This window comes from Cellulomonas triticagri (genome assembly GCF_003696205.1).
GTDB classification, from domain to species: domain Bacteria; phylum Actinomycetota; class Actinomycetes; order Actinomycetales; family Cellulomonadaceae; genus Cellulomonas; species Cellulomonas triticagri.
This window is the reverse complement of sequence record NZ_RFFI01000092.1, coordinates 1-17,822: the sequence shown is the minus strand read 5'-3', so window position 1 is coordinate 17,822 and position 17,822 is coordinate 1. Positions and strand designations below refer to the sequence as shown.

Annotated in this window: 18 protein-coding genes and 1 pseudogene; 6 read left to right on the top strand and 13 right to left on the bottom strand. The window is 76.9% G+C overall.

What is annotated here, in order from left to right; all coding sequences use genetic code 11:
- Nucleotides 1-828: ATP-binding cassette domain-containing protein (locus EBM89_RS15055; RefSeq protein ID WP_122150333.1), on the top strand; the 828-nt coding region annotated here is incomplete at its 5' end.
- Nucleotides 813-2,621: a sensor histidine kinase gene (locus EBM89_RS15050; RefSeq protein WP_122150331.1), complete on the top strand. Its 1,809-nt coding sequence runs from the start codon at nucleotides 813-815 to the stop codon at nucleotides 2,619-2,621. The genes EBM89_RS15055 and EBM89_RS15050, both read left to right, overlap by 16 nt.
- Nucleotides 2,622-2,652: 31 nt before the next feature.
- On the opposite strand, the gene EBM89_RS15045 is transcribed toward EBM89_RS15050, so the two are convergent.
- The gene (locus EBM89_RS15045) at nucleotides 2,653-3,282 is read right to left on the bottom strand and encodes a response regulator (protein WP_122150340.1); all 630 of its coding nucleotides are present in this window, start codon (nucleotides 3,280-3,282) and stop codon (nucleotides 2,653-2,655) included.
- Nucleotides 3,283-3,458: 176 nt separating this feature from the next.
- On the opposite strand from EBM89_RS15045, the gene EBM89_RS15040 reads away from it, so the two are divergent.
- Together EBM89_RS15040 and EBM89_RS15035 are read left to right on the top strand one after the other, a co-directional pair.
- Nucleotides 3,459-4,406: a phosphoglycerate dehydrogenase gene (locus EBM89_RS15040; RefSeq protein WP_122150329.1), complete on the top strand. Its 948-nt coding sequence runs from the start codon at nucleotides 3,459-3,461 to the stop codon at nucleotides 4,404-4,406.
- 350 nt (nucleotides 4,407-4,756) lie between these two features.
- Nucleotides 4,757-5,515, top strand: a complete 759-nt coding sequence (locus EBM89_RS15035) for a hypothetical protein (RefSeq protein WP_122150327.1) — start codon at nucleotides 4,757-4,759, stop codon at nucleotides 5,513-5,515.
- 7 nt (nucleotides 5,516-5,522) lie between these two features.
- Here EBM89_RS15035 and mutM read toward each other — a convergent pair whose 3' ends face one another.
- From mutM to EBM89_RS22470, 11 genes are all read right to left on the bottom strand, one after another.
- Complete coding sequence (gene mutM, locus EBM89_RS15030; protein ID WP_122150325.1) at nucleotides 5,523-6,437, bottom strand: bifunctional DNA-formamidopyrimidine glycosylase/DNA-(apurinic or apyrimidinic site) lyase; 915 nt, start codon at nucleotides 6,435-6,437, stop codon at nucleotides 5,523-5,525.
- A 2-nt stretch (nucleotides 6,438-6,439) separates the two neighbouring features.
- Complete coding sequence (rnc, locus tag EBM89_RS15025) at nucleotides 6,440-7,171, bottom strand: ribonuclease III (protein ID WP_122150339.1); 732 nt, start codon at nucleotides 7,169-7,171, stop codon at nucleotides 6,440-6,442.
- 81 nt (nucleotides 7,172-7,252) lie between these two features.
- Nucleotides 7,253-7,447 (bottom strand): 50S ribosomal protein L32, encoded by a 195-nt coding sequence (gene rpmF / locus EBM89_RS15020; protein WP_122150323.1) that lies wholly within the window; start codon nucleotides 7,445-7,447, stop codon nucleotides 7,253-7,255.
- A gap of 2 nt (nucleotides 7,448-7,449) precedes the next feature.
- A complete protein-coding gene (locus EBM89_RS15015) occupies nucleotides 7,450-7,989 on the bottom strand; it encodes a YceD family protein (RefSeq protein WP_233571769.1) in 540 nt (179 codons plus the stop codon).
- Nucleotides 7,990-8,131: 142 nt separating this feature from the next.
- Complete coding sequence (locus EBM89_RS15010; RefSeq protein WP_122150320.1) at nucleotides 8,132-8,620, bottom strand: hypothetical protein; 489 nt, start codon at nucleotides 8,618-8,620, stop codon at nucleotides 8,132-8,134.
- Nucleotides 8,617-9,120 (bottom strand): pantetheine-phosphate adenylyltransferase, encoded by a 504-nt coding sequence (coaD, locus tag EBM89_RS15005; RefSeq protein ID WP_122150318.1) that lies wholly within the window; start codon nucleotides 9,118-9,120, stop codon nucleotides 8,617-8,619. Before coaD ends, EBM89_RS15010 begins: the two co-directional genes overlap by 4 nt.
- A 48-nt stretch (nucleotides 9,121-9,168) precedes the next feature.
- Nucleotides 9,169-9,738, bottom strand: coding sequence for a 16S rRNA (guanine(966)-N(2))-methyltransferase RsmD (gene rsmD, locus EBM89_RS15000; protein WP_122150316.1), 570 nt, complete (start codon nucleotides 9,736-9,738; stop codon nucleotides 9,169-9,171).
- Nucleotides 9,735-11,417, bottom strand: a complete 1,683-nt coding sequence (locus tag EBM89_RS14995) for a DUF6297 family protein (RefSeq protein ID WP_233571768.1) — start codon at nucleotides 11,415-11,417, stop codon at nucleotides 9,735-9,737. The genes rsmD and EBM89_RS14995 overlap by 4 nt, the downstream gene beginning before the upstream one ends.
- Nucleotides 11,414-12,106, bottom strand: a complete 693-nt coding sequence (locus tag EBM89_RS14990) for an ABC transporter ATP-binding protein (protein WP_122150314.1) — start codon at nucleotides 12,104-12,106, stop codon at nucleotides 11,414-11,416. Before EBM89_RS14990 ends, EBM89_RS14995 begins: the two co-directional genes overlap by 4 nt.
- Nucleotides 12,107-12,147: 41 nt before the next feature.
- Nucleotides 12,148-14,415 carry an ATP-dependent DNA helicase RecG gene (locus tag EBM89_RS14985; RefSeq protein ID WP_233571767.1) on the bottom strand — a complete coding sequence of 756 codons (2,268 nt, stop codon included), beginning with the start codon at nucleotides 14,413-14,415 and terminating at the stop codon, nucleotides 12,148-12,150.
- A complete protein-coding gene (locus EBM89_RS22470) occupies nucleotides 14,412-16,277 on the bottom strand; it encodes a DAK2 domain-containing protein (RefSeq protein ID WP_158609680.1) in 1,866 nt (621 codons plus the stop codon). Before EBM89_RS22470 ends, EBM89_RS14985 begins: the two co-directional genes overlap by 4 nt.
- A 304-nt stretch (nucleotides 16,278-16,581) precedes the next feature.
- Here EBM89_RS22470 and rpmB point away from each other — a divergent pair, with 304 nt between their 5' ends.
- The gene (rpmB, locus tag EBM89_RS14975; protein WP_122150310.1) at nucleotides 16,582-16,773 is read left to right on the top strand and encodes a 50S ribosomal protein L28; all 192 of its coding nucleotides are present in this window, start codon (nucleotides 16,582-16,584) and stop codon (nucleotides 16,771-16,773) included.
- A 112-nt stretch (nucleotides 16,774-16,885) separates the two neighbouring features.
- Nucleotides 16,886-17,404, top strand: a complete 519-nt coding sequence (locus EBM89_RS14970; RefSeq protein ID WP_122150308.1) for a GNAT family N-acetyltransferase — start codon at nucleotides 16,886-16,888, stop codon at nucleotides 17,402-17,404.
- Nucleotides 17,405-17,457: 53 nt separating this feature from the next.
- Here EBM89_RS14970 and EBM89_RS14965 read toward each other — a convergent pair.
- Nucleotides 17,458-17,822: pseudogene (locus EBM89_RS14965) on the bottom strand (thiamine-phosphate kinase); the annotation flags it as partial.

Genomic DNA, 17,822 nt, shown 5'->3' with positions numbered 1-17,822 from the left:
ACCGCTCCCGCGGCGCCGGCCCGCGCCCCGCACCTCGCGGCCCGGGGCCTCGCCGTCGGCTGGCCCGGGCGGGAGCCCGTCCTGCACGGCCTGGACCTGGAGGTCGCCGCCGGCCGCAGCGTCGCCGTCGTCGGCCCGTCGGGCGTCGGCAAGACGACCCTGCTGCTCACGCTCGCGGGCTTCCTGCCGCCGCGCGCGGGCGAGGTGCTGCTGGACGGTGTGCCGATCGACCGCGTCGACCCGGCGGTCCGGGTGGCGCGCCTGGCGCTGACCACCGAGGACGCGCACGTCTTCGAGACGACGGTGCTGGAGAACCTGCACGTCGCCCGGGGTGACGCCACGCCCGCCGAGGCGGAGGCCGCGCTGGTGCGCGCCGGGCTCGGCGACTGGCTCGCGGGCCTCCCCGACGGTGTCGGCACCGCGCTCGGGCCCGACGCCCGCAGCATCTCCGGGGGCGAGCGCCGTCGGCTGCTGCTCGCCCGGTCGCTGCTGTCCCCCGCTCCCCTGCTGCTGGTCGACGAGCCCGCCGAGCACCTGGACCCGGCGACCGCGGACCGGCTGGTGGGCGATCTGCTCATCGCTCCGCGCGCGGGCGACGACGCGGACCGGGGCGTCCTGCTGGTGACCCACCGGCTCAGCCCGCTGGCCGGGGCGGACGAGGTGCTGGTCCTGCGAGACGGCACGGTCGACGCGCGCGGGACCCATCTCGACCTCCTGACCAGGGACGACCGCTACCGTGAGGCGCACGCCGTCGAGCAGGACGGGGTCGACGCCGGGAGCGACCTGGTGGACAGGACGGGGACGACGAGGACATGGCCGACGATCTGAGCGGACGCGCTCCGACGCCCGACCGCCCGCACGACGGCGCGCTGCCGGAGGCCACCTACGGGCCGGGCGTCACGACGACGATCCACGTCCGGCAGCCGAGCGGCGGCTCGCACCTGGCTCTCGGCACCGCCTCCGAGACCGGCGACGAGATGGCCGACCTGCTGGACGCCGTGCTGTCCGTGGCCTCGGAGCTGGACCTGCCGAACATGCTCGAGCGGTTCGTCCGGGTCTCGGTCGAGCTCACCGGCGCGCGGTACGGCGCGATCAACGTGCTGGACTCGCACGGCGAGTCGACCACCTTCGTGCAGACCGGCGTCGAGGCCGCCGCGGCGAAGATGATGGGCCACCCGCCGCACGCGCGCGGCGTCCTGGGCCACATCCCCGCGCACGGCGTCCTTCGGCTGGACGACCTGACCGAGCACCCGGCGTTCCGGGGCTGGCCGGCGGGGCACCCGCCGATGGGCTCGTTCCTGGGTGCGGCCGTGCGCGTCCGCGAGCAGGTGTACGGCTACCTGTACCTGTCCGAGAAGGACGGCGGGTTCACCGACCGCGACGCGAGCACGGTCGTCGCGCTGGCGGCCACGGCGGGCGTCGCGGTCGCGAACGCGCAGCTGTACGCGGACGGCGCGCGCCGCGAGCACTGGCTGCGGGCCGGGCAGGACATCACGACGATGCTGCTGTCGGGTGCGGACGAGGAGGAGGCGCTCGCGCACATCGCCGCGACGGCGCGGGAGGTCGCGGACGCGGACGCCGCCGCGCTCGCGCTGCCGGGCGTGGGCGGCGAGCTGCTGATCGAGCTCGCGGACGGGCACAGCGCCGACACCCTCGTGGGCGCCCAGCTCACCCCGGGCGGGCCGACCTGGTCCGTCATGGAGGAGGGCACCGGCCTCGTCATGGACTCCCTCGCGACCTCCCGCCGGATCACGGTCCCCGCGATGCGCGCGTTCGCGTCCGCGCTGTTCGCGCCGCTGCAGACCTCCGGCCGCGGCGTGGGCGTGCTCATCCTGCTGCGCCGGGTCGGCACCCCCGGGTTCGAGGCGTCCGACCTCGCGACCGCGGAGTCGTTCGCGTCGCAGGCGGCGCTGGCGTTCGTGCTCGCGGAGGCCCGGCACGCGCAGGACGTCGCGGCGCTGCTCGACGAGCGCGAGCGGATCGCCCGCGACCTGCACGACCTCGCCATCCAGCAGCTGTTCGCGACCGGTATGCAGCTCGAGACGGTGCGCCGCCGCTCGGCGCGCGGCGTCGACCCGAGCGAGCTCACCGGCATCGTGGAGGAGGCGCTGGACAACGTCGACGCGTCCGTCCGGCAGATCCGGCAGATCGTCTACGCGCTGCGCGACCCCGACGCGGCGACCGGCATCGTGGAGCGGCTGCGCCGGGAGGCGTCGCTCGCGCGGACGGGGCTGGGCTTCGCGCCGTCCCTGATCGTGTCCCTGGACGACCAGGTCGTCGCGGACGGCGACTACATCGTCGCGGACCTCGTGGACGAGCGGATCGGCCCGGACCGCACGGACGACGTCGTCGCCGTCGTCCGCGAGGGGCTCGCCAACGCCGCCCGGCACGCGCACGCGTCGTCGGTGGCGGTGCGGGTCGGCGTGCACGGCCTGGGTCCCACCGGCACGGTGCGGATCGAGGTCGAGGACGACGGCGTCGGTCTGCCGAAGGTCCGCGACCGCCGCTCCGGCACCGGGAACCTCGCGGCGCGGTCCCGCCAGCACGGGGGCACGTTCTCGATCGGCGCGGCCCCCGCCGGCCGCGGCACGCTGCTGTCGTGGGAGGTCCCGCTCGGCTGAGCCGGGCCGACGCGGGCCCGGCCCCGCCCCGTCAGCTCTGGCCGGTCTCCGCGCGCCAGCCGCTGTGCCGCCGGGCGGCGACCCACGCCGCCACCTGCGTGCGGCGCTGCAGACCCATCTTCGCGAGCAGCGACGTGATGTGGTTCTTCACGGTCTTCTCCGCGACGCCGAGGCGCTCGGCGATCTCGCGGTTGGACAGGCCGTCGCCGATGAGGTCGAGGACCTTGAGCTCACTCGGCGTGAGGTTCTCGGTCGGGTCCTCGTGGCCCGCGCGACGGCGGGTGACGGTCCGCTCGTCGAGCAGGGTGCGGCCGGACGCCACGGCGCGGATCACGTCGGTGATCTCGGCGCCCCGCACGCTCTTGAGCAGGTAGGCGGCGGCGCCGGCGTCCAGGGCGGCGGCGAGCGCGTCGTCGTCGTCGAAGGACGTGAGCACGATCGCGCGGGCCGACGGCAGCGTCACGCGCACCTGGGTCATCAGGTCGATGCCGGTGCCGTCGGGCAGCTGGAGGTCCACCAGCAGGACGTCGGGGTGCACGAGGCCGGCGCGGCGGACGCCGTCGGCGACGGACCCGGCCTCGGCGACGACCTTCATGCCGTCGGCGCGCTCGACGACCTCGGCGATGCCGCGTCGCACGACCTCGTGGTCGTCGACGATCATCACCGAGATCGGTCCCGTGCGGGCCGGCTGGACTGCGCTGTTCGTGGCGGACACCCCTGCATCGTATCGACCGGTGGGGGCCCTCGTCCGCACCCCCAGCAGCGGCGCGGCGCGGACCACCCGGTCGGCGGCGTGCCCGCGTGGCGCGCGCGACGCGGGTAGGCCACGCTCGGCCCATGACGACCGTCCTGCTCCCCACCTCCATCGCCCTGGACCCCGCGCTGCCCGACGGCGTGACCACGGCGACCTACGACGTCGACGTGCCCCTGCCCGACGACCTGCTCGGCGCCGACGCCCTGGTGGCCTGGGGCAACCCGACGCCGGTGCTCGCGGACGCGGCGCGCCGGATGCCCGGTCTGCGCTGGGTGCAGGCGCTGGCCGCGGGACCGGACCAGGTGCTCGCCGCGGGGTTCGGCCCGGACGTGCGGATCACGTCGGGGCGGGGCCTGCACGACGGCCCGGTCGCGGAGCACACGCTCGCGCTGGTGCTCGCCGCCGCGCGGCGGCTGCCCGAGCTGGTGCGGGCGCAGGACGCGCACCGCTGGGCCGACGAGCTCGGGGGCCGCCAGAACCTGCCGCACGAGGGCGGGGAGTTCCGCTCGCTGTCCGGTGCACGGGTGCTGATCTGGGGGTTCGGGTCGATCGCCGCCCGGCTCGCGCCGCTGCTGACGGTGCTGGGCGCGCAGGTCATCGGCGTGGCGAGCCGCGCGGGTGAGCGCGCGGGCTACCCGGTGATCACGCCCGCCGACGTGCCGCGGACCCTGCCGGGGACGGACGTGCTCATCGGCATCCTGCCCGCGACCCCCGCGACCCGGAAGGTGCTGGACGCCTCGGTGTTCGCGGCACTCCCCGACCACGCCTGGGTGGTCAACGTGGGGCGCGGGGCGACCCTGGACGAGAGCGCGCTGCTGGAGGCGGTCCGGTCGGGCGGGCTCGCGGGCGCGGCGCTCGACGTGTTCGAGACGGAGCCGCTGCCGACCACGTCGGCGCTGTGGGACGAGCCCCGCGTCCTGATCACCCCGCACGCCGCGGGCGGTCGCCCGGTGGGGGCGGACACGCTGCTCGCGGACAACATCCGCGCGTTCGTCCGCGACGAGCCGCTGCGCAACCTCGTAGCCCGCTGACCTGTCCGCGTTCGCGCTCCCGCTCGCGCCCGCGCCAGCGACCCGACCCGACCCCACCCGATTCTCGCCGAGTGCGGAGAACGTGCGCGGGTGGAACGTTCCCACCACGCAGCTCCTCCGCACTCGGCGGCCGAAGGCGCACGGGGGTTCGAAAGCGCGCGGGGCGCGGGGTCGCGAGGGTGTGCGGGGACGCGAGGACGTGGCAGGCTCCGCGAGGCCGCGCGGCGTGCGAGGACGTCAGCGGGTGCGGGGACGCGAGGCGGCGGGGGGGGGACGTGCGCAGGGCGCGGTCCCGCGCGCTGTACCGTCCAGTTGGTACAGTCGGGTGTTCACCGGATGAGGAGACACCGATGAACACCGCCGCGCGGTCGCAGGTCCTGCTGAGCCGCATCGACCGCCTGCCCACCACCCCCACCACCTCCGAGGACCGCGACCCCCGTGCGGCCGTCGCCGACCTCGCCCTCGACGGCTGCCTGCTCGGGGCCTTCGCCGACGTGTACCCGGCGGGGGGAACCTGGTGGGACCGGGCGCTCGTCGCGGTGGCCGCGCAGGCCGGCGTCCCCGCCCCCGTGCTGCGGCCGGAGAACCTGGACCTCGAGCGCGAGATCCGGCCGTTCCACGACGACTCCCCCGTCACCGAGGCGGTGCTCCGGCTGGCGCACGCGGGCGGCCTGCGGGCGGTCACGCTCGAGCGGGTGGCGATGGCGAGCGGGCGGGACCCGGACTGGCTGGTCAGCATGCACGGGTCGGCCGAGGGCCTGGTGGACGCCCTGCTGGAGCGCATCACCGAGGAGGCGTTCGACGACCTCGTGCCCGTGCACGCCTCCGGCCCGCCCGTCGACGTCGCCCTGACGGCGTTCGCTAGCTCGCACCGCGTGGTCGCGCTGCTGCGGTTCCTGGCCCTGACCGGGGTCGAGGTCCCGGTGGAGGCGGCCGCCACGACCCGGCGCCTCTCCCCCGTCGCCGGGGAGGACCTGCCCGACCCGGTGCTCGTCGCCGCGCTCGCCGTGGACGCGTGGACGCTCGGCTCGGTGGCGCGCGGCTACCCGTGGCCCCCGGCGCTCACGCCCGGGGTGGTCGCGGAGCTCCGCCGCCTCGCGGCCTCCTGAGCGGAGGTCAGGGCGCGGGCTGGCAGACCGGGCAGAAGTGCGAGGAGCGGTTCATGAACGACTCCCGCACGACCGGCGTCCCGCAGCGCGGGCAGGGCCGGTCGGTCTGCCCGTACACGGCGAGGCTGCGGTCGAAGTACCCGGACGCGCCGTTGACGTTGACGTAGAGCGCGTCGAAGCTCGTGCCGCCCTGCGCCAGCGCCTCGCCCATCACCTCGGCCAGCCCGTCGAGCACCCGCAGGGCGGTCGCCTGGTCGAGGTCGGCGGTGGGCGTCAGCGGGTGCACGCGGGCACGCCACAGGCCCTCGTCGGCGTAGATGTTCCCGACCCCGGACACCACGGTCTGGTCGAGCACGGCCCGCTTGACCTGGGTACGGCGGCGGCGCACGGCCCGCGCGACGACGTCGCGGTCGACGGCGGGATCCAGCAGGTCGCGGCCGATGTGCGCGACGGGTCCGGGCACGAGCGCGAGGTCGGACCCCGCGCCCCCCGGCCGGTCGTCCGCGGTGGGCTCCAGGTCGACGACGGACAGGTGCCCGAACGTCCGCTGGTCCACGAAGTCGAGCGCGCCGCCGTCGTCGAGCAGCAGCCGGACCCGCAGGTGCGGGTGCTCGGCCGCGGCGACGTCGGCGGCCGTGGCGCGGACGAGGAGCTGACCGCTCATGCCCAGGTGCGCGAGCAGGGCGTCGTCGGGCGTCGTCCCGGGGGCGCCGGGATGGTCGAGGGGCAGCCAGAGGAACTTGCCCCGGCGCACGGCGGCGGTGAGCGTGCGGCCCGCGAGGCGACCGGCCAGGTCGGCGGGACCGGCGAGGTGCCGCCGGACGCTGTACGGGCGGCGCACCTCCGCGGCGCGCACGGTGCGGCCGACGACGTGCCGCTCCAGGCCGTCGCGGACGGTCTCGACCTCCGGCAGCTCCGGCACGGTCAGTCGGCGGCGGGGACGACCGGGGCCGCGGCGTCGGCGTCGGCGTCGGCGTCGGCCTTGAGCGTCGTCCACGCGTCGGCGGCCGCGTGCTGCTCGGCGAGCTTCTTGGCCGAGCCGGTCCCGGTGCCGCGGACCTCGCCCGCGACGACCACCTCGGCCGCGAACACGCGGGCGTGGTCGGGGCCGTCGCTGCTCACCTGGTAGACGGGGGCGCCGAGGCCCAGCGTCGCGGTGAGCTCCTGCAGGCTGGTCTTCCAGTCGAGGCCCGCACCGAGGTCCGCCGCGGCGGTCAGCGTGGGGCCGACGAGGCCGAGGACGACGCCGCGGGACACCTCGAGGCCGTGCGACAGGTAGACGGCGCCGAACAGCGCCTCCAGCGTGTCGGACAGGATCGAGTCCTTGTCGCGCCCGCCGGTGGCGAGCTCGCCCTTGCCGAGCAGGACGTACGCGCCGAGGTCCAGCGTGCGGGCGACCTCGGCGAGCGCCCGCTGGGAGACCGTGGCGGCGCGCATCTTCGCGAGCTCGCCCTCGGACAGCGTGGGGTGCGCCCGGTAGAGCTCCTCGGTGACGGTGAGCCCGAGGACGGTGTCGCCCAGGAACTCCAGGCGCTCGTTGGTGGGGATGCCGCCCGCCTCGTGGGCGAACGACCGGTGCGTCAGAGCAAGCACCAGCAGCTCGGGGTCCAGGTGGACCCCGAGCTGCTGGGCGAGCTGTGCTGCTGCGGTGCTCATGCGGTGCTGCCGTGCGGTGCGGTGCACCCGCCCCCGGTCGCCCTCAGGACGCCGTGCGGGAGCGGGAAGGACAGCGCGTCGTCAGCCGGCGTGCTCGGTGCGCATGGCCTCGGCGTAGCGACGGCCGGCGTAGGCGCCGCACGTCGGGCACGCCTGGTGCGGCCGCATGTTCGACTGGCACTGCGGGCAGGTGCTGAGCGTCGTGGCAGTGGTCTTCCACTGCGACCGACGCGCACGGGTGTTGCTGCGCGACATCTTGCGCTTCGGAACAGCCACGGCTAGCTCTCTCTCTTCTCGTCAAGCGTGCTCTGCAGACCGCCGAGGGCGGCCCACCGAGGGTCGATGGTGTCGTGCTGATGCTCCGGGTCGTCCGCCAGGCGCGCTCCGCAGAGGGAGCACAGACCCGGGCAGTCCACGCGGCACAACGGCTTGAAGGGTAGCGCAGTCACGACCGCGTCCCGAACCAGGGGCTCGACGTCGACCAGGTCGCCGTCCAGCTCCGGGAGCTCCTCCTCGTCGTCCCCGTCCTCCTGCGCGGCTGCGGCACGACCGGGGTGGACGAACAGCTCCGAGACGGTGACGTCGACGTTCTCGACGACCTCGTCCAGGCACCGGACGCACTCCCCGACCGCCCGGGCACGCGCGGTGCCGGAGACCAGGACCCCCTCCATGACCGCCTCGAGCCGCAGGTCCAGCTCCAGGTCGGCCCCGGTGGGGACGCCGATCACGTCGGTGCCGAGGTCCTCGGGAGCGGGGACGGTGAGGTCGACACGGCGCATCGACCCCGGGCGCCGCCCGAGCTCGTGCGTGTCGAGCACGAGGGGCGAGCGGGGGTCGAGGTGACTCGTCGCGCGCTCCACTGTCCACGTTCCTGTCGTGAGGGGTTCGGCACCTGCGCGAGCGGCAGGGCCAACGGAAAATCTTACGGCACGCGGACGCCCTCGCCCAACCGGGTGTCCGTCACACTCCCCCGTCGAGGCGTCCGGCGAGCTTCGCCCGTCCGGCCTGCACCTGGCTCAGCACCTTGCCGAGGTCGATCTCGAACTCGGCGAGCCGCCGGTCGCAGTAGTCGTCGGCGTCCCGCCGCAGCCCCTGGGCGGTCTCCTCGGCCTCCGCGACGATCTCGGCGGCCCGCTGCTCCGCCAGGGCCACGACGGACTCCTGCTCGACCAGCTCGGCGGCTCGGCGACGTGCGGCGGCCTCGATCCGCTCGGCGTCGGCCCGCGCGGCGTCGCGCTCGGCGTCGGCAGCGGCGAGCACGTCGTCCGCCCGGCGCAGCTGGGTGGGCAGTCCCTCGCGCGCCTGCTGGACCAGGTCCAGCAGCTCGGCGCGGCTGACCAGCACGGAGGACGACATCGGCATCGCCCGGGCGGCGTGCACGGCCGCTTCGAGGGCGTCGAGGACCGCGGTGACGGTCTCGTGGCGCTCGGCTCCGGTGGGCTCGCTCATGCGCGGCTCCTGTCCTCTCGGGCGGTGTCCGCGAGCGCGGCGCGGACCGCGGCGGCGACGGCGGGGGTGACGAGGTCCTCGATGGGCCCGCCGTGCCGGGCGACGTCCTTCACGAGCGACGACGCGACGTGGCTCAGCGCGGGGTCCCCGACGACGAACGCCGTCTCGACCCCGGACAGGTGCCGGTTCATCAGGGCCATCGGCAGCTCGGCGTCGAAGTCGGCGCCGCCGCGCAGGCCCTTGACGACGACGTCGGCACCCAGGTCGCGCAGCTCGTCGGCGAGCAGGCCGTCGGACGACACGACGCGCACGCCGGGCAGGTCGGCGACGGCGTCCTCGATCAGCGCCACCCGGGTGGCGACGTCGAGCAGCGGCCGCTTGGCGGCGTTGTGCGCGACGAGCACGACCACCTCGTCCGCGAGGCGCCGCGCGCGGCGCACCACGTCCAGGTGGCCGAGCGTGACGGGATCGAACGAGCCGGGGCACACCGCGAGGACCACGTCGCCGAATCTACCCGCGGTCGGCCCCGATCCCCAGGAGGGCGGTGCTCAGGCGTCGTCGGGATCGGGCGACAGCGCGCCGAGGTGCAGCGCCGTCTCCCCGTAGGCCCGCGTGTCGAAGCCGTGCATCCCGGCGGGCCACGGCGGGGCGGCGCTGCGGGTGGACCGCTCGACCACGACGACGGACTCGGGGGTGAGCGCGGGCACCAGGGCGGCCAGCACCTCCGCCAGGGTCGCGTCCGGCACGTCGTAGGGCGGGTCCAGCAGCACCAGGTCCCACGGCTGCACCACGGGACGCGCCACGTACGCCTCGACGCGGTCCCGGACGACGTCCACCCGGTCCCGCAGGCCGAGGGCGGCGACGTTCTTGCGGCAGACGTCGGCGGCGACCTTGCCCCACTCGACGAGGACGACGCGCGCGGCGCCGCGGCTCGCTGCCTCCAGCCCGAGGGCGCCCGACCCGGCGTACCCGTCGAGCACCCGCGCGCCGTCGAGGGCGTCCAGGTGCTCGAGGCGGGAGAACAGCGCCTCGCGCACCCGCTCGCTGGTGGGACGGGTGCCCTTCGGCGGGACGGCCAGCGTCCGGCCGCCCGCCGACCCCGCGACGATCCGGGTCATGCGCGCCCCCTCTTCTCCTTCTCGGCGGCCTCGGACGCCTCCGAGAGCCGCTCCATCATCGTCTTCGTGCTGGTGCTCGACGCGACCGCGAGCGCGATGGCGGACAGGCCGACCTGCACCAGCAGCACCGTGGGCACCACGGTGCCGAGCACGACGCAGATGATCACGGGGATCATGCCGAGCACCGCGACGTCCGGCCCGCGGGACAGCACCGCCGCCACGCCGCCGGGCAGCGCGCCCATCGGCGTCGCGACCAGCGGCCCCTCCCAGTTGGGCGAGGGCCGGAACGCGGCGCGCACGGCGGCGGCGCCCCAGACGGGCGCCGAGGCGACGCCGAGCAGCAGCCAGCCGACCGGGTCGCCCTCCCAGGAGCCGACCGCGCCGAATGCCACGAGCGACCACAGCAGCATGACGACGCCGGGCACGACCAGCCGCACGCGGCGCACCTGCTGCGCGGACAGCGGGAGCACCCGGTCGACGGCGGGCGACATCTCGGCGCGCCGGGACCCCTCCCCCGTCGCGAGCATCCCGACGTAGCCGGACACGAGCAGCGCCACGACGACGCCGAGCGGCCCGGCGAGCTGGGGCGTGATCACGACGACCACCGGCACCAGCGCGGACCCGACGAGCTGCACCAGGTGCCGGGGCGAGCGCAGCAGCACCGTGAGGTCCGCGACGAGCAGCGCCGTCACCGGTCCGCGCGCCAGCCGCATGCGGCGCACCCGGCGGCGGCGCGGTCGGGCGGCGGAGTCCGTGAGGGCGCGGCCGAGCTCGCGGGAGTCCAGCGACACGACGGCACCGGCCGCCTGGGTCGCGACGGACCCGCTCTCGCGCAGGTCCCGCCCGCGGATCCGCCCCAGGCGCAGGTCCAGCCACCACCCGAGCCCGGCCACCGCGAGCGCCAGCGCGACCAGCAGCCACCAGGGCACGTCGGGCAGCGCGGACAGCCGCCAGCCCGCCAGCGCGGCGAGCAGGGCGAGCGCGGGTGCGGCGGCGATGACGAGGTCCCCGACGACGGCGGTCGCCCGGCGCGGTACGCCGTGGGACTGCAGGTGCCCGGCGCCGAGCACCAGCGCGGCGCACAGCAGCGCGGCACCGAGGCCGAGGCGCAGGACGTGCCCGATCCCGTGGTCGGCGAGCAGGCCGCCGTCGAGCAGCGCGACGACCGCCCCGCCGGTCAGGCCCGCCACGACGGGCAGGCGCAGCGAGGTGGGGCGCAGCAGCCCGCGGCGGTCCACCGGCGTGGTGAGCCACCAGGTCGCCTCCGCCCCGCCCGCGCCGACGGGGCCGAGCCGCGCGGCCAGCGACAGCACGACGCCCGCGACGACGACCGCGAGCACCGCCACGACCGTGGGCAGGCTGACCCCGGAGGGCAGCGCCTCGTCCGGCACGTGCGGCAGGGCCGTCCGCAGGGCACCGGCGACGCCGAGCGCCACGCCGATGCCGACCGCCGAGATCACGACGGCGTAGTAGACGTCCCCCAGGACCTCCCCCAGCCCCGCCCCCGCCCGACGACGGGCCACCTGGGCCGTGAACCGGCGGATCGACCGCGCGGCGGGCACCGGCGTCGTGCCCGTCGACTCCGGGGCGGCGACGGCGGGCGGCGGCGCGTCGTCCCAGCCGGACGCCGCGGCGGGCGCCGACCGGTCGACGGCGAACTCGTCCTCGTCGGTGGTCACAGCGCGCCCGGCTGGAGCGCGGCGACGGCGTCCGCGACGCTCAGCATCCGGGAGGAGTCGTCGCCGACCAGCACCGCGCGGTCCGCGACGGCGCGCAGCAGGTCCGGGTCGTGGGTGGCGAGCAGCACCGAGCCGCCGGACCGCTTCTCCTCGACCAGGCGCTGCGCCAGGTGGTCGCGCATCGCGACGTCGAGGCGCTGCTCGGGCTCGTCCAGCACCAGCAGCGAGCGCGGGCGCACCAGCCCGGCGGCGAGCAGCAGGCGGCGGCGCTGGCCGGAGGACAGGGCGACGGGCAGCGCGGCGGCGTGCTCGGTCAGCCCGAACTCCGCGAGCGCCTCGTCCACGACCGTGTCCGCGCCCTGCACCCCGTGCCCGCGGGCGGTGAGGTACAGGTGCTCCGCGACCGTGAGCGCCGGGAAGTACGCGTCGTCGTCCAGCACGCTGGACACGCGGGTGCGGAAGCCGACCTCGCGCTCGTCCACGGCGCGGCCCAGCACCTCGACGCGGCCGCCGACGGGCTCCAGCAGCCCGAGGACCGCGCGCAGCACGGTCGACTTGCCGGACCCGTTCGCGCCGACCAGCGCGAGGGCCCTGCCGGGCGGGAGGGTGAAGGACACGGGGGCGCACACGGGCTCCCCGCCGTAGCCGACGAGCAGGTCGACGGCGCGGATGACGGGCTGCTTCGACACGGGGCAAGCCTAAGCACCGCCGGGGGCAGCCCCGGCGGGACCTACGTGCGGTCGATGAACTCGTCCCGCTCGCCCGCGAGCACCGCCTCGATGGCAGCACCCAGGGCGGGGGCCGTCAGCAGCTCCGGGTCGACCTCGACCAGCGCCCGGGCGTCCTCGCGCGCCTCCGCGATGAGGTCGCCGTCGCGGGCCACCCGCAGCAGCCGCAGCGACGTCCCGCGCCCGGACTGCGCGGCGCCGAGCACGTCGCCCTCGCGCCGCAGCTCCAGGTCGACCGCCGCGAGCTCGAACCCGTCCCGGGTCGCCGCGAGCGTGGCCAGCCGGGTCTGCGCGGGCGTGCCCTCGGGCGCGTCGGCGACCAGCAGGCACACCCCGGGTCGGTCCCCGCGGCCGATGCGCCCGCGCAGCTGGTGCAGCTGGGAGACGCCGAACCGGTCCGCGTCGAGCACGACCATGGCCGTGGCCTCGGGCACGTCGACGCCGACCTCGACCACCGTGGTCGACACCAGCACCGGCACCGCCCCGGACGCGAAGTCCGCGAGCGCCCGCTCCTTCTCCTCCGGGCTCATCCGCCCGTGCAGCACCCCGACGGTCACGCCCTGCAGCGCGGCGGACGCGCGCAGCTCCTCGGCGACCTCCGTCACGGCGCGCAGCACCCGGGGCGCCTCGGCCTCGGCCTGCTCGACGTCGGGTCCGTCGTCCAGCACGAGGTCCGCGCCGTCCCCGTCGTCCTTGGCCGCACGGCCCTCGGTGGCGTCGATCCGGGGGCAGACCACGTACGCGCGGCCGCCGCCGTCGACCTCCTCGCGCACCCGACGCCAGGTGCGCTCCACCCACGCCGGGCGGCTCGCGGGCACCACGTGCGTGACGACCTCGGCCCGCCCCGCGGGCACCTGCCGCAGCGTGGACGTCTCCAGGTCGCCGAACACCGTCATCGCGACCGTGCGCGGGATCGGCGTCGCCGTCATCACCAGCAGGTGCGGGACTCCCCCGGCCTTGGCGCGCAGCGCGTCGCGCTGCTCGACGCCGAACCGGTGCTGCTCGTCGACCACCACCAGGCCGAGGTCCGCGAACTGCACGTGCTCCGAGAGCAGCGCGTGCGTGCCGACCACGATCCCCGCCGCCCCGCCCGCGGCCTCCGCGAGCGCCGAGCGCCGGGCCGCGGTCGACTGCGAGCCGGTGAGCAGCGCGACCCGCGTCGCGTCCTCCGCCCCACCGAGCATCCCGCCCGCCGCGAGGTCGCCGAGCATCGCCCGCAGCGTGCGGACGTGCTGCGCCGCGAGCACCTCGGTGGGGGCCAGCAGCGCCGCCTGGCCGCCGGAGTCGACCACCTGCAGCATCGCGCGCAGCGCCACCACGGTCTTGCCGGAGCCGACCTCGCCCTGCAGCAGCCGCTGCATCGGCCGGTCGGCGGCGAGCTCGTGGGCGATCTCCTCGCCGACGGCGCGCTGCCCGTCCGTCAGCACGAACGGCAGCCGCGCGTCGAACGCGTCGAGGATCCCGCCCGCGCGTCCGGGCCGGGCCGTCGCGGCCTGGGCGACCGCCCGGGCGCGGCGGCGGGCGAGCTCGGCCTGCAGCACGAACGCCTCCTCGTACCGGAGGCGGCGCAGGGCGCGGCGGCGCTGGTCGTCGTCCACCGGGCGGTGCACGGCCTCCAGCGCCCAGTCCGCCGTCGCGAGGTCGCGTTCCCGGCGCACCAGCGGCGGCACCGGGTCCGGCACGTCCTCGACCCGCAGCGTGTCCAGCACGGTGGCGACGGCGTTCACGACCGTGGAGTTCTGCAACCCGCTGGTCAGCCCGTACACCGGGCGGGGGCGCTCGGACTCGCCGCGCGCGACCGCCGCCTCCAGCTCGTCCGGGCCGAACACCTCGTAGTCCGGGTGCAGCAGCTGCAGCTTGCCCCGGTAGGACTTCACCTGGCCCGAGAACAGGCCCGTCGCGCCGGGCCGGAGCTGCTGCTCGTGGTACCGCAGCGCACCGGCGTGCCGGGCGAACCAGGTCACCTCGATCGTGTCGCCGTGGTTGCGCAGCACCACCTGGAGCATCGCCCCGCCGCGCGAGCGCATCGTCCGGACCGTCGCCTGCACCACCTCGGCGTCGATGGTCACGTGCTCGCCCTCGTGCAGCTGCCCGATGCGCGTCATGTCGCCCCAGCGCACGTACCGGCGCGGGTAGTGCCGCACCAGGTCGCCGGTCGTGCGGATGCCGAGCTTGTGCAGCGCCTTGGCGGTCTTCGGGCCGACTGCCTTCTCCACGGGCTCCTCGAGCCGCGGGCCCGGCCGCTGCACCGCGTCGTCGGGGACCGTCACGCCGGCACCTCCAGCGCGTCGACCACCAGCAGGGGGTCGCGCAGCGCCGCGCGCGGCAGCACCGCCACCCGCACCGCCGGGGAGCACGGGACCGACCCCGCCACGACCACGGGCAGGTCCGGGTGCCGCACCGCCAGCCGCGCGGCGAGCAGCAGCCCGTCCGCCGCGTCCGACGCCGCACCCAGCAGCACCGTCGCGCTCGCCACCCGGCCCGGACCGCCGACCTGATCGACCAGCTGCTCCACCGCCGCGAGCGCCTCGACCGGGTCGTCCGCCACCGCCGAGCGCAGACCCCCGAGGTCGCCGCGTCCCGCCGTCGCCGCCGCCAGCACCCGCAGGTCGTCGGCGGCGTCCGGCACCAGGACCCGGTCCGCGGCGAGCGCCTCGTCCGCGTCGAGCAGCGGGACGAGCCACGTCCCCGGCAGCACCGTGACCGGCCCCTGCGGGGTCGCCGCGTCCGCGACCGCGCGATCCAGCGCGGCCCGCAGGTCAGCCGCCGGGACGTCGCCGAGCGCGACCAGCACCACGGTGCCCGCGAGCGCCAGCGGCCGCGCCAGTGCGGGCGAGGCGGTGCAGGCCACCAGCGACCGGCCCGCACCGACGACCGTCCGGACCGTCGCCACGCCCGAGCCCGCGCCCACCAGCGCCGCGAGCGCAGCGGCGGGGTCGGCGACGTGCACGTGCACCGTCCGCACGTCCCCGGCCTCCGCCACCGCGACCGACGACCCCAGCGCCGCGAGGGCCGCGCTGAGGTCCGCCGTCGGCGTCGCGGCGGCGTGGGGACGCAGCGCGGCCACCACCTCGTACCGGTCGGGGTGGGTCGGGTGTGCGTCGTCCGTGGCACCCGGGTGGGGGGCCGGGTCGGCGGGGGCCCGCACGTCGTGGGTGGCCGGGACGCGGGGGCCGGGGCTCGGCGGGGTGCTGCGGGAGGTGTCGGGGGCGGGAGCGTCCACCTGGGGCCCGGGAGCGGACGGGGCGCCGGGCTCGGCATCGAGGACGTCGCCGGCGCGCCCCTCGGGAACCGGAGCAACGGCAGCGGACACGTCACCGTCGTCGGACGCAGGACCGTCGGGGACGACCACGGCGGGGGCGGGCGCGATCGGCTCGGGCCCGGCGTCGCGCTCCGCCGCGCCCGTCGACCCGTCCTCCCCGGACGGCGCGGTCTGCTCGTCCGGGGCGACCTCCGCCGTCGGCGCGGGCGCGTCGGTCGACCCGGGCGGCGCCGCGAACGCGTCCAGCCACCCGACGTCGACCGCGCCGTCCTCCCCCGCCAGGGCGGCCGCGAGCGCGTCGAGCAGCACGATCAGCGCGCACGCCCCCGCGTCCACGACCCGGGCGGAGCGGAGCACCGGGTGCCCCGCGCTGATCGCGGCCAGGTCCCGGCGGGCCTCCTGCGCGGCGGCCGCCAGCACCCCGGCGTCGTCCAGCCCGCGGGCGTCGGCGTCGTAGGCGGCGCGGGCGACGACGGCGGCGACGGTGAGCACCGTGCCGTCCTCGGGCTGGTGCACCGCCTCGCGGGCGGCGGTGGCGGCGTGCCGCAGCGCCTCGACGGCGGGCCGGCCGACGGCCTCGGCGAGCCCGCCGACGTAGCGCGACAGGATCACCCCGGAGTTGCCGCGCGCGGCCAGGAGGGCCCCCCGGGAGAGGGCGGCCCAGACCTCGGCGTCGTCGGCCCCGGGGTCCGCGGCGGCGAGCGCCTCGGCGGCACCCCGGGTGGTGAGCAGCACGTTGGTGCCGGTGTCGCCGTCGGGCACCGGGAACACGTTCACCGCGTCGATCCGCTCCCGCGCGGCCTCCAGCGCGGGCACGGCGCCCGCCAGCCACGCGCGCGCGGTCGCGCCGTCTCCCAGTCGCCCAGCCACGTGCGTGCGCGGTCCTTCCGTCGTCGTCGGTGCTGCCCCTACTCTGCCGTACGGCGCCCACCGACCCGCGGTCGTCCCCAGGTCGGAGCGCGCGCGGGGTCGCGCACCGGGGTGTGACCGACGTCGTTTTGAGCCCTGGGGGGCTCGTGGGCTAGTCTTGTCCGGTTGCCTGGTGACTTCCGGGCACGGGTGGTGCCCATCGGGCGGGTCCTCGGACCTCCGACGCGGCGCCCCGACCCCCAACCAGGACTTGCCGCCCGGGCACCTTCCGAGCGGCGTGCATTGACCGGATCAGGAGAACTCCGTGGCTGCCAACTGCGACGTCTGCGCCAAGGGCCCGAGCTTCGGGCACAGCATCTCGCACTCGCACGTGCGCACGAAGCGCCGCTGGAACCCGAACATCCAGCGCGTGCGCGTCGTCGTCGCGGGTACCCGCAAGCGGATGAACGTCTGCACCTCCTGCCTCAAGGCCGGCAAGGTCCAGCGCGCCGTCTGAGCGAGCGACTTCCCGGAGGCCCGTGCGGTTGACCGCACGGGCCTTCGTGCTGCCCGGGGCGGGTTCCCCCGCTCCCCTGTGGCGGCGCAGCCCGGTGTGGCACCCTGTCCGCATGAGCGAGCAGCGGCGCGAGCACACGGTCCGGCCCGCGCAGGTCGAGGACGCCGCGGGCATCGCCCACGTGCACGTCCTGACCTGGCAGCAGGCGTACGCCGGCATCGTGCCGGACGCCTACCTCGCGGCCCTCGACGTCGAGCAGCGCACGGTCACGTGGCGCCGCGACCTCGAGGGCGGGCGCGTGCGCGCGTGGGTCGCCGCGACCGACGCCGGCGAGGTCCTGGGCTTCGTCTCCCTCGGCCCGTCGCTGGACGAGGACGCCGAGCGCGGGGCGCTGCAGATCTACGCGATCTACCTCGAGCCGGGGATGTGGGGGTCGGGTGCCGCGCGCGAGCTGCTGCGCACCGCCCTGGCCGACGTGCCGCCGCGCGTCCCCGTGACGCTGTGGGTGTTCGCGGAGAACGAGCGCGCCCGGCACTTCTACCGACGGCACGGCCTCGCGCCCGACGGCACCGAGCGCCTGGAGGACGTCGGCGGCGCCGAGCTGCTGCAGGTCCGCTACCGCCGCCGCTGACGCCCCACCTTCCGGCGACCCGGCCGGCCGACCCGCGGGCGACGTCAGCGACGTCAGCGCCGTCCGCCGCCGAAGTGGTCCCACCCGGGCGTCGCCACGCGCGGCGGCTCCCCCGCGACGAGCACCGTGCCCGCCGGGGCGTCCGGGCCGGGCGCGCGCACGACGCCGATCGCCCGGAACCCCGGCGGCAGGTCGCCGGGCGGGAACGTGGCGAGCAGCCCGTGGTCCTCGCCCCCGGTGAGCACCCAGGTCAGCGCGTCCCCGCGCACCGCGGCGGCGGCCCCGGCGACGGCCGCCAGGTCCGCGACGAGGGCGTCGGGGTCGAGGTCGAGGACGACCCCGCTCGCGGCGGCGACCCGCCCGCCGTCCCGCAGCAGCCCGTCGGACACGTCGAGCATCGCCGTGGCCCCCGCGCGGG

Bases quoted from the DNA above. Each gene is read 5' to 3' on its own strand.
- EBM89_RS15050 (WP_122150331.1), top strand. From the start codon at position 813: ATGGCCGACGATCTGAGCGGACGCGCTCCGACGCCCGACCGCCCGCAC.
- EBM89_RS15045 (WP_122150340.1), bottom strand. From the start codon at position 3,282: ATGATCGTCGACGACCACGAGGTCGTGCGACGCGGCATCGCCGAGGTC.
- EBM89_RS15040 (WP_122150329.1), top strand. From the start codon at position 3,459: ATGACGACCGTCCTGCTCCCCACCTCCATCGCCCTGGACCCCGCGCTG.
- EBM89_RS15035 (WP_122150327.1), top strand. From the start codon at position 4,757: ATGAACACCGCCGCGCGGTCGCAGGTCCTGCTGAGCCGCATCGACCGC.
- rnc (WP_122150339.1), bottom strand. From the start codon at position 7,171: ATGAGCACCGCAGCAGCACAGCTCGCCCAGCAGCTCGGGGTCCACCTG.
- EBM89_RS15010 (WP_122150320.1), bottom strand. From the start codon at position 8,620: ATGAGCGAGCCCACCGGAGCCGAGCGCCACGAGACCGTCACCGCGGTC.
- rsmD (WP_122150316.1), bottom strand. From the start codon at position 9,738: ATGACCCGGATCGTCGCGGGGTCGGCGGGCGGCCGGACGCTGGCCGTC.
- EBM89_RS14970 (WP_122150308.1), top strand. From the start codon at position 16,886: ATGAGCGAGCAGCGGCGCGAGCACACGGTCCGGCCCGCGCAGGTCGAG.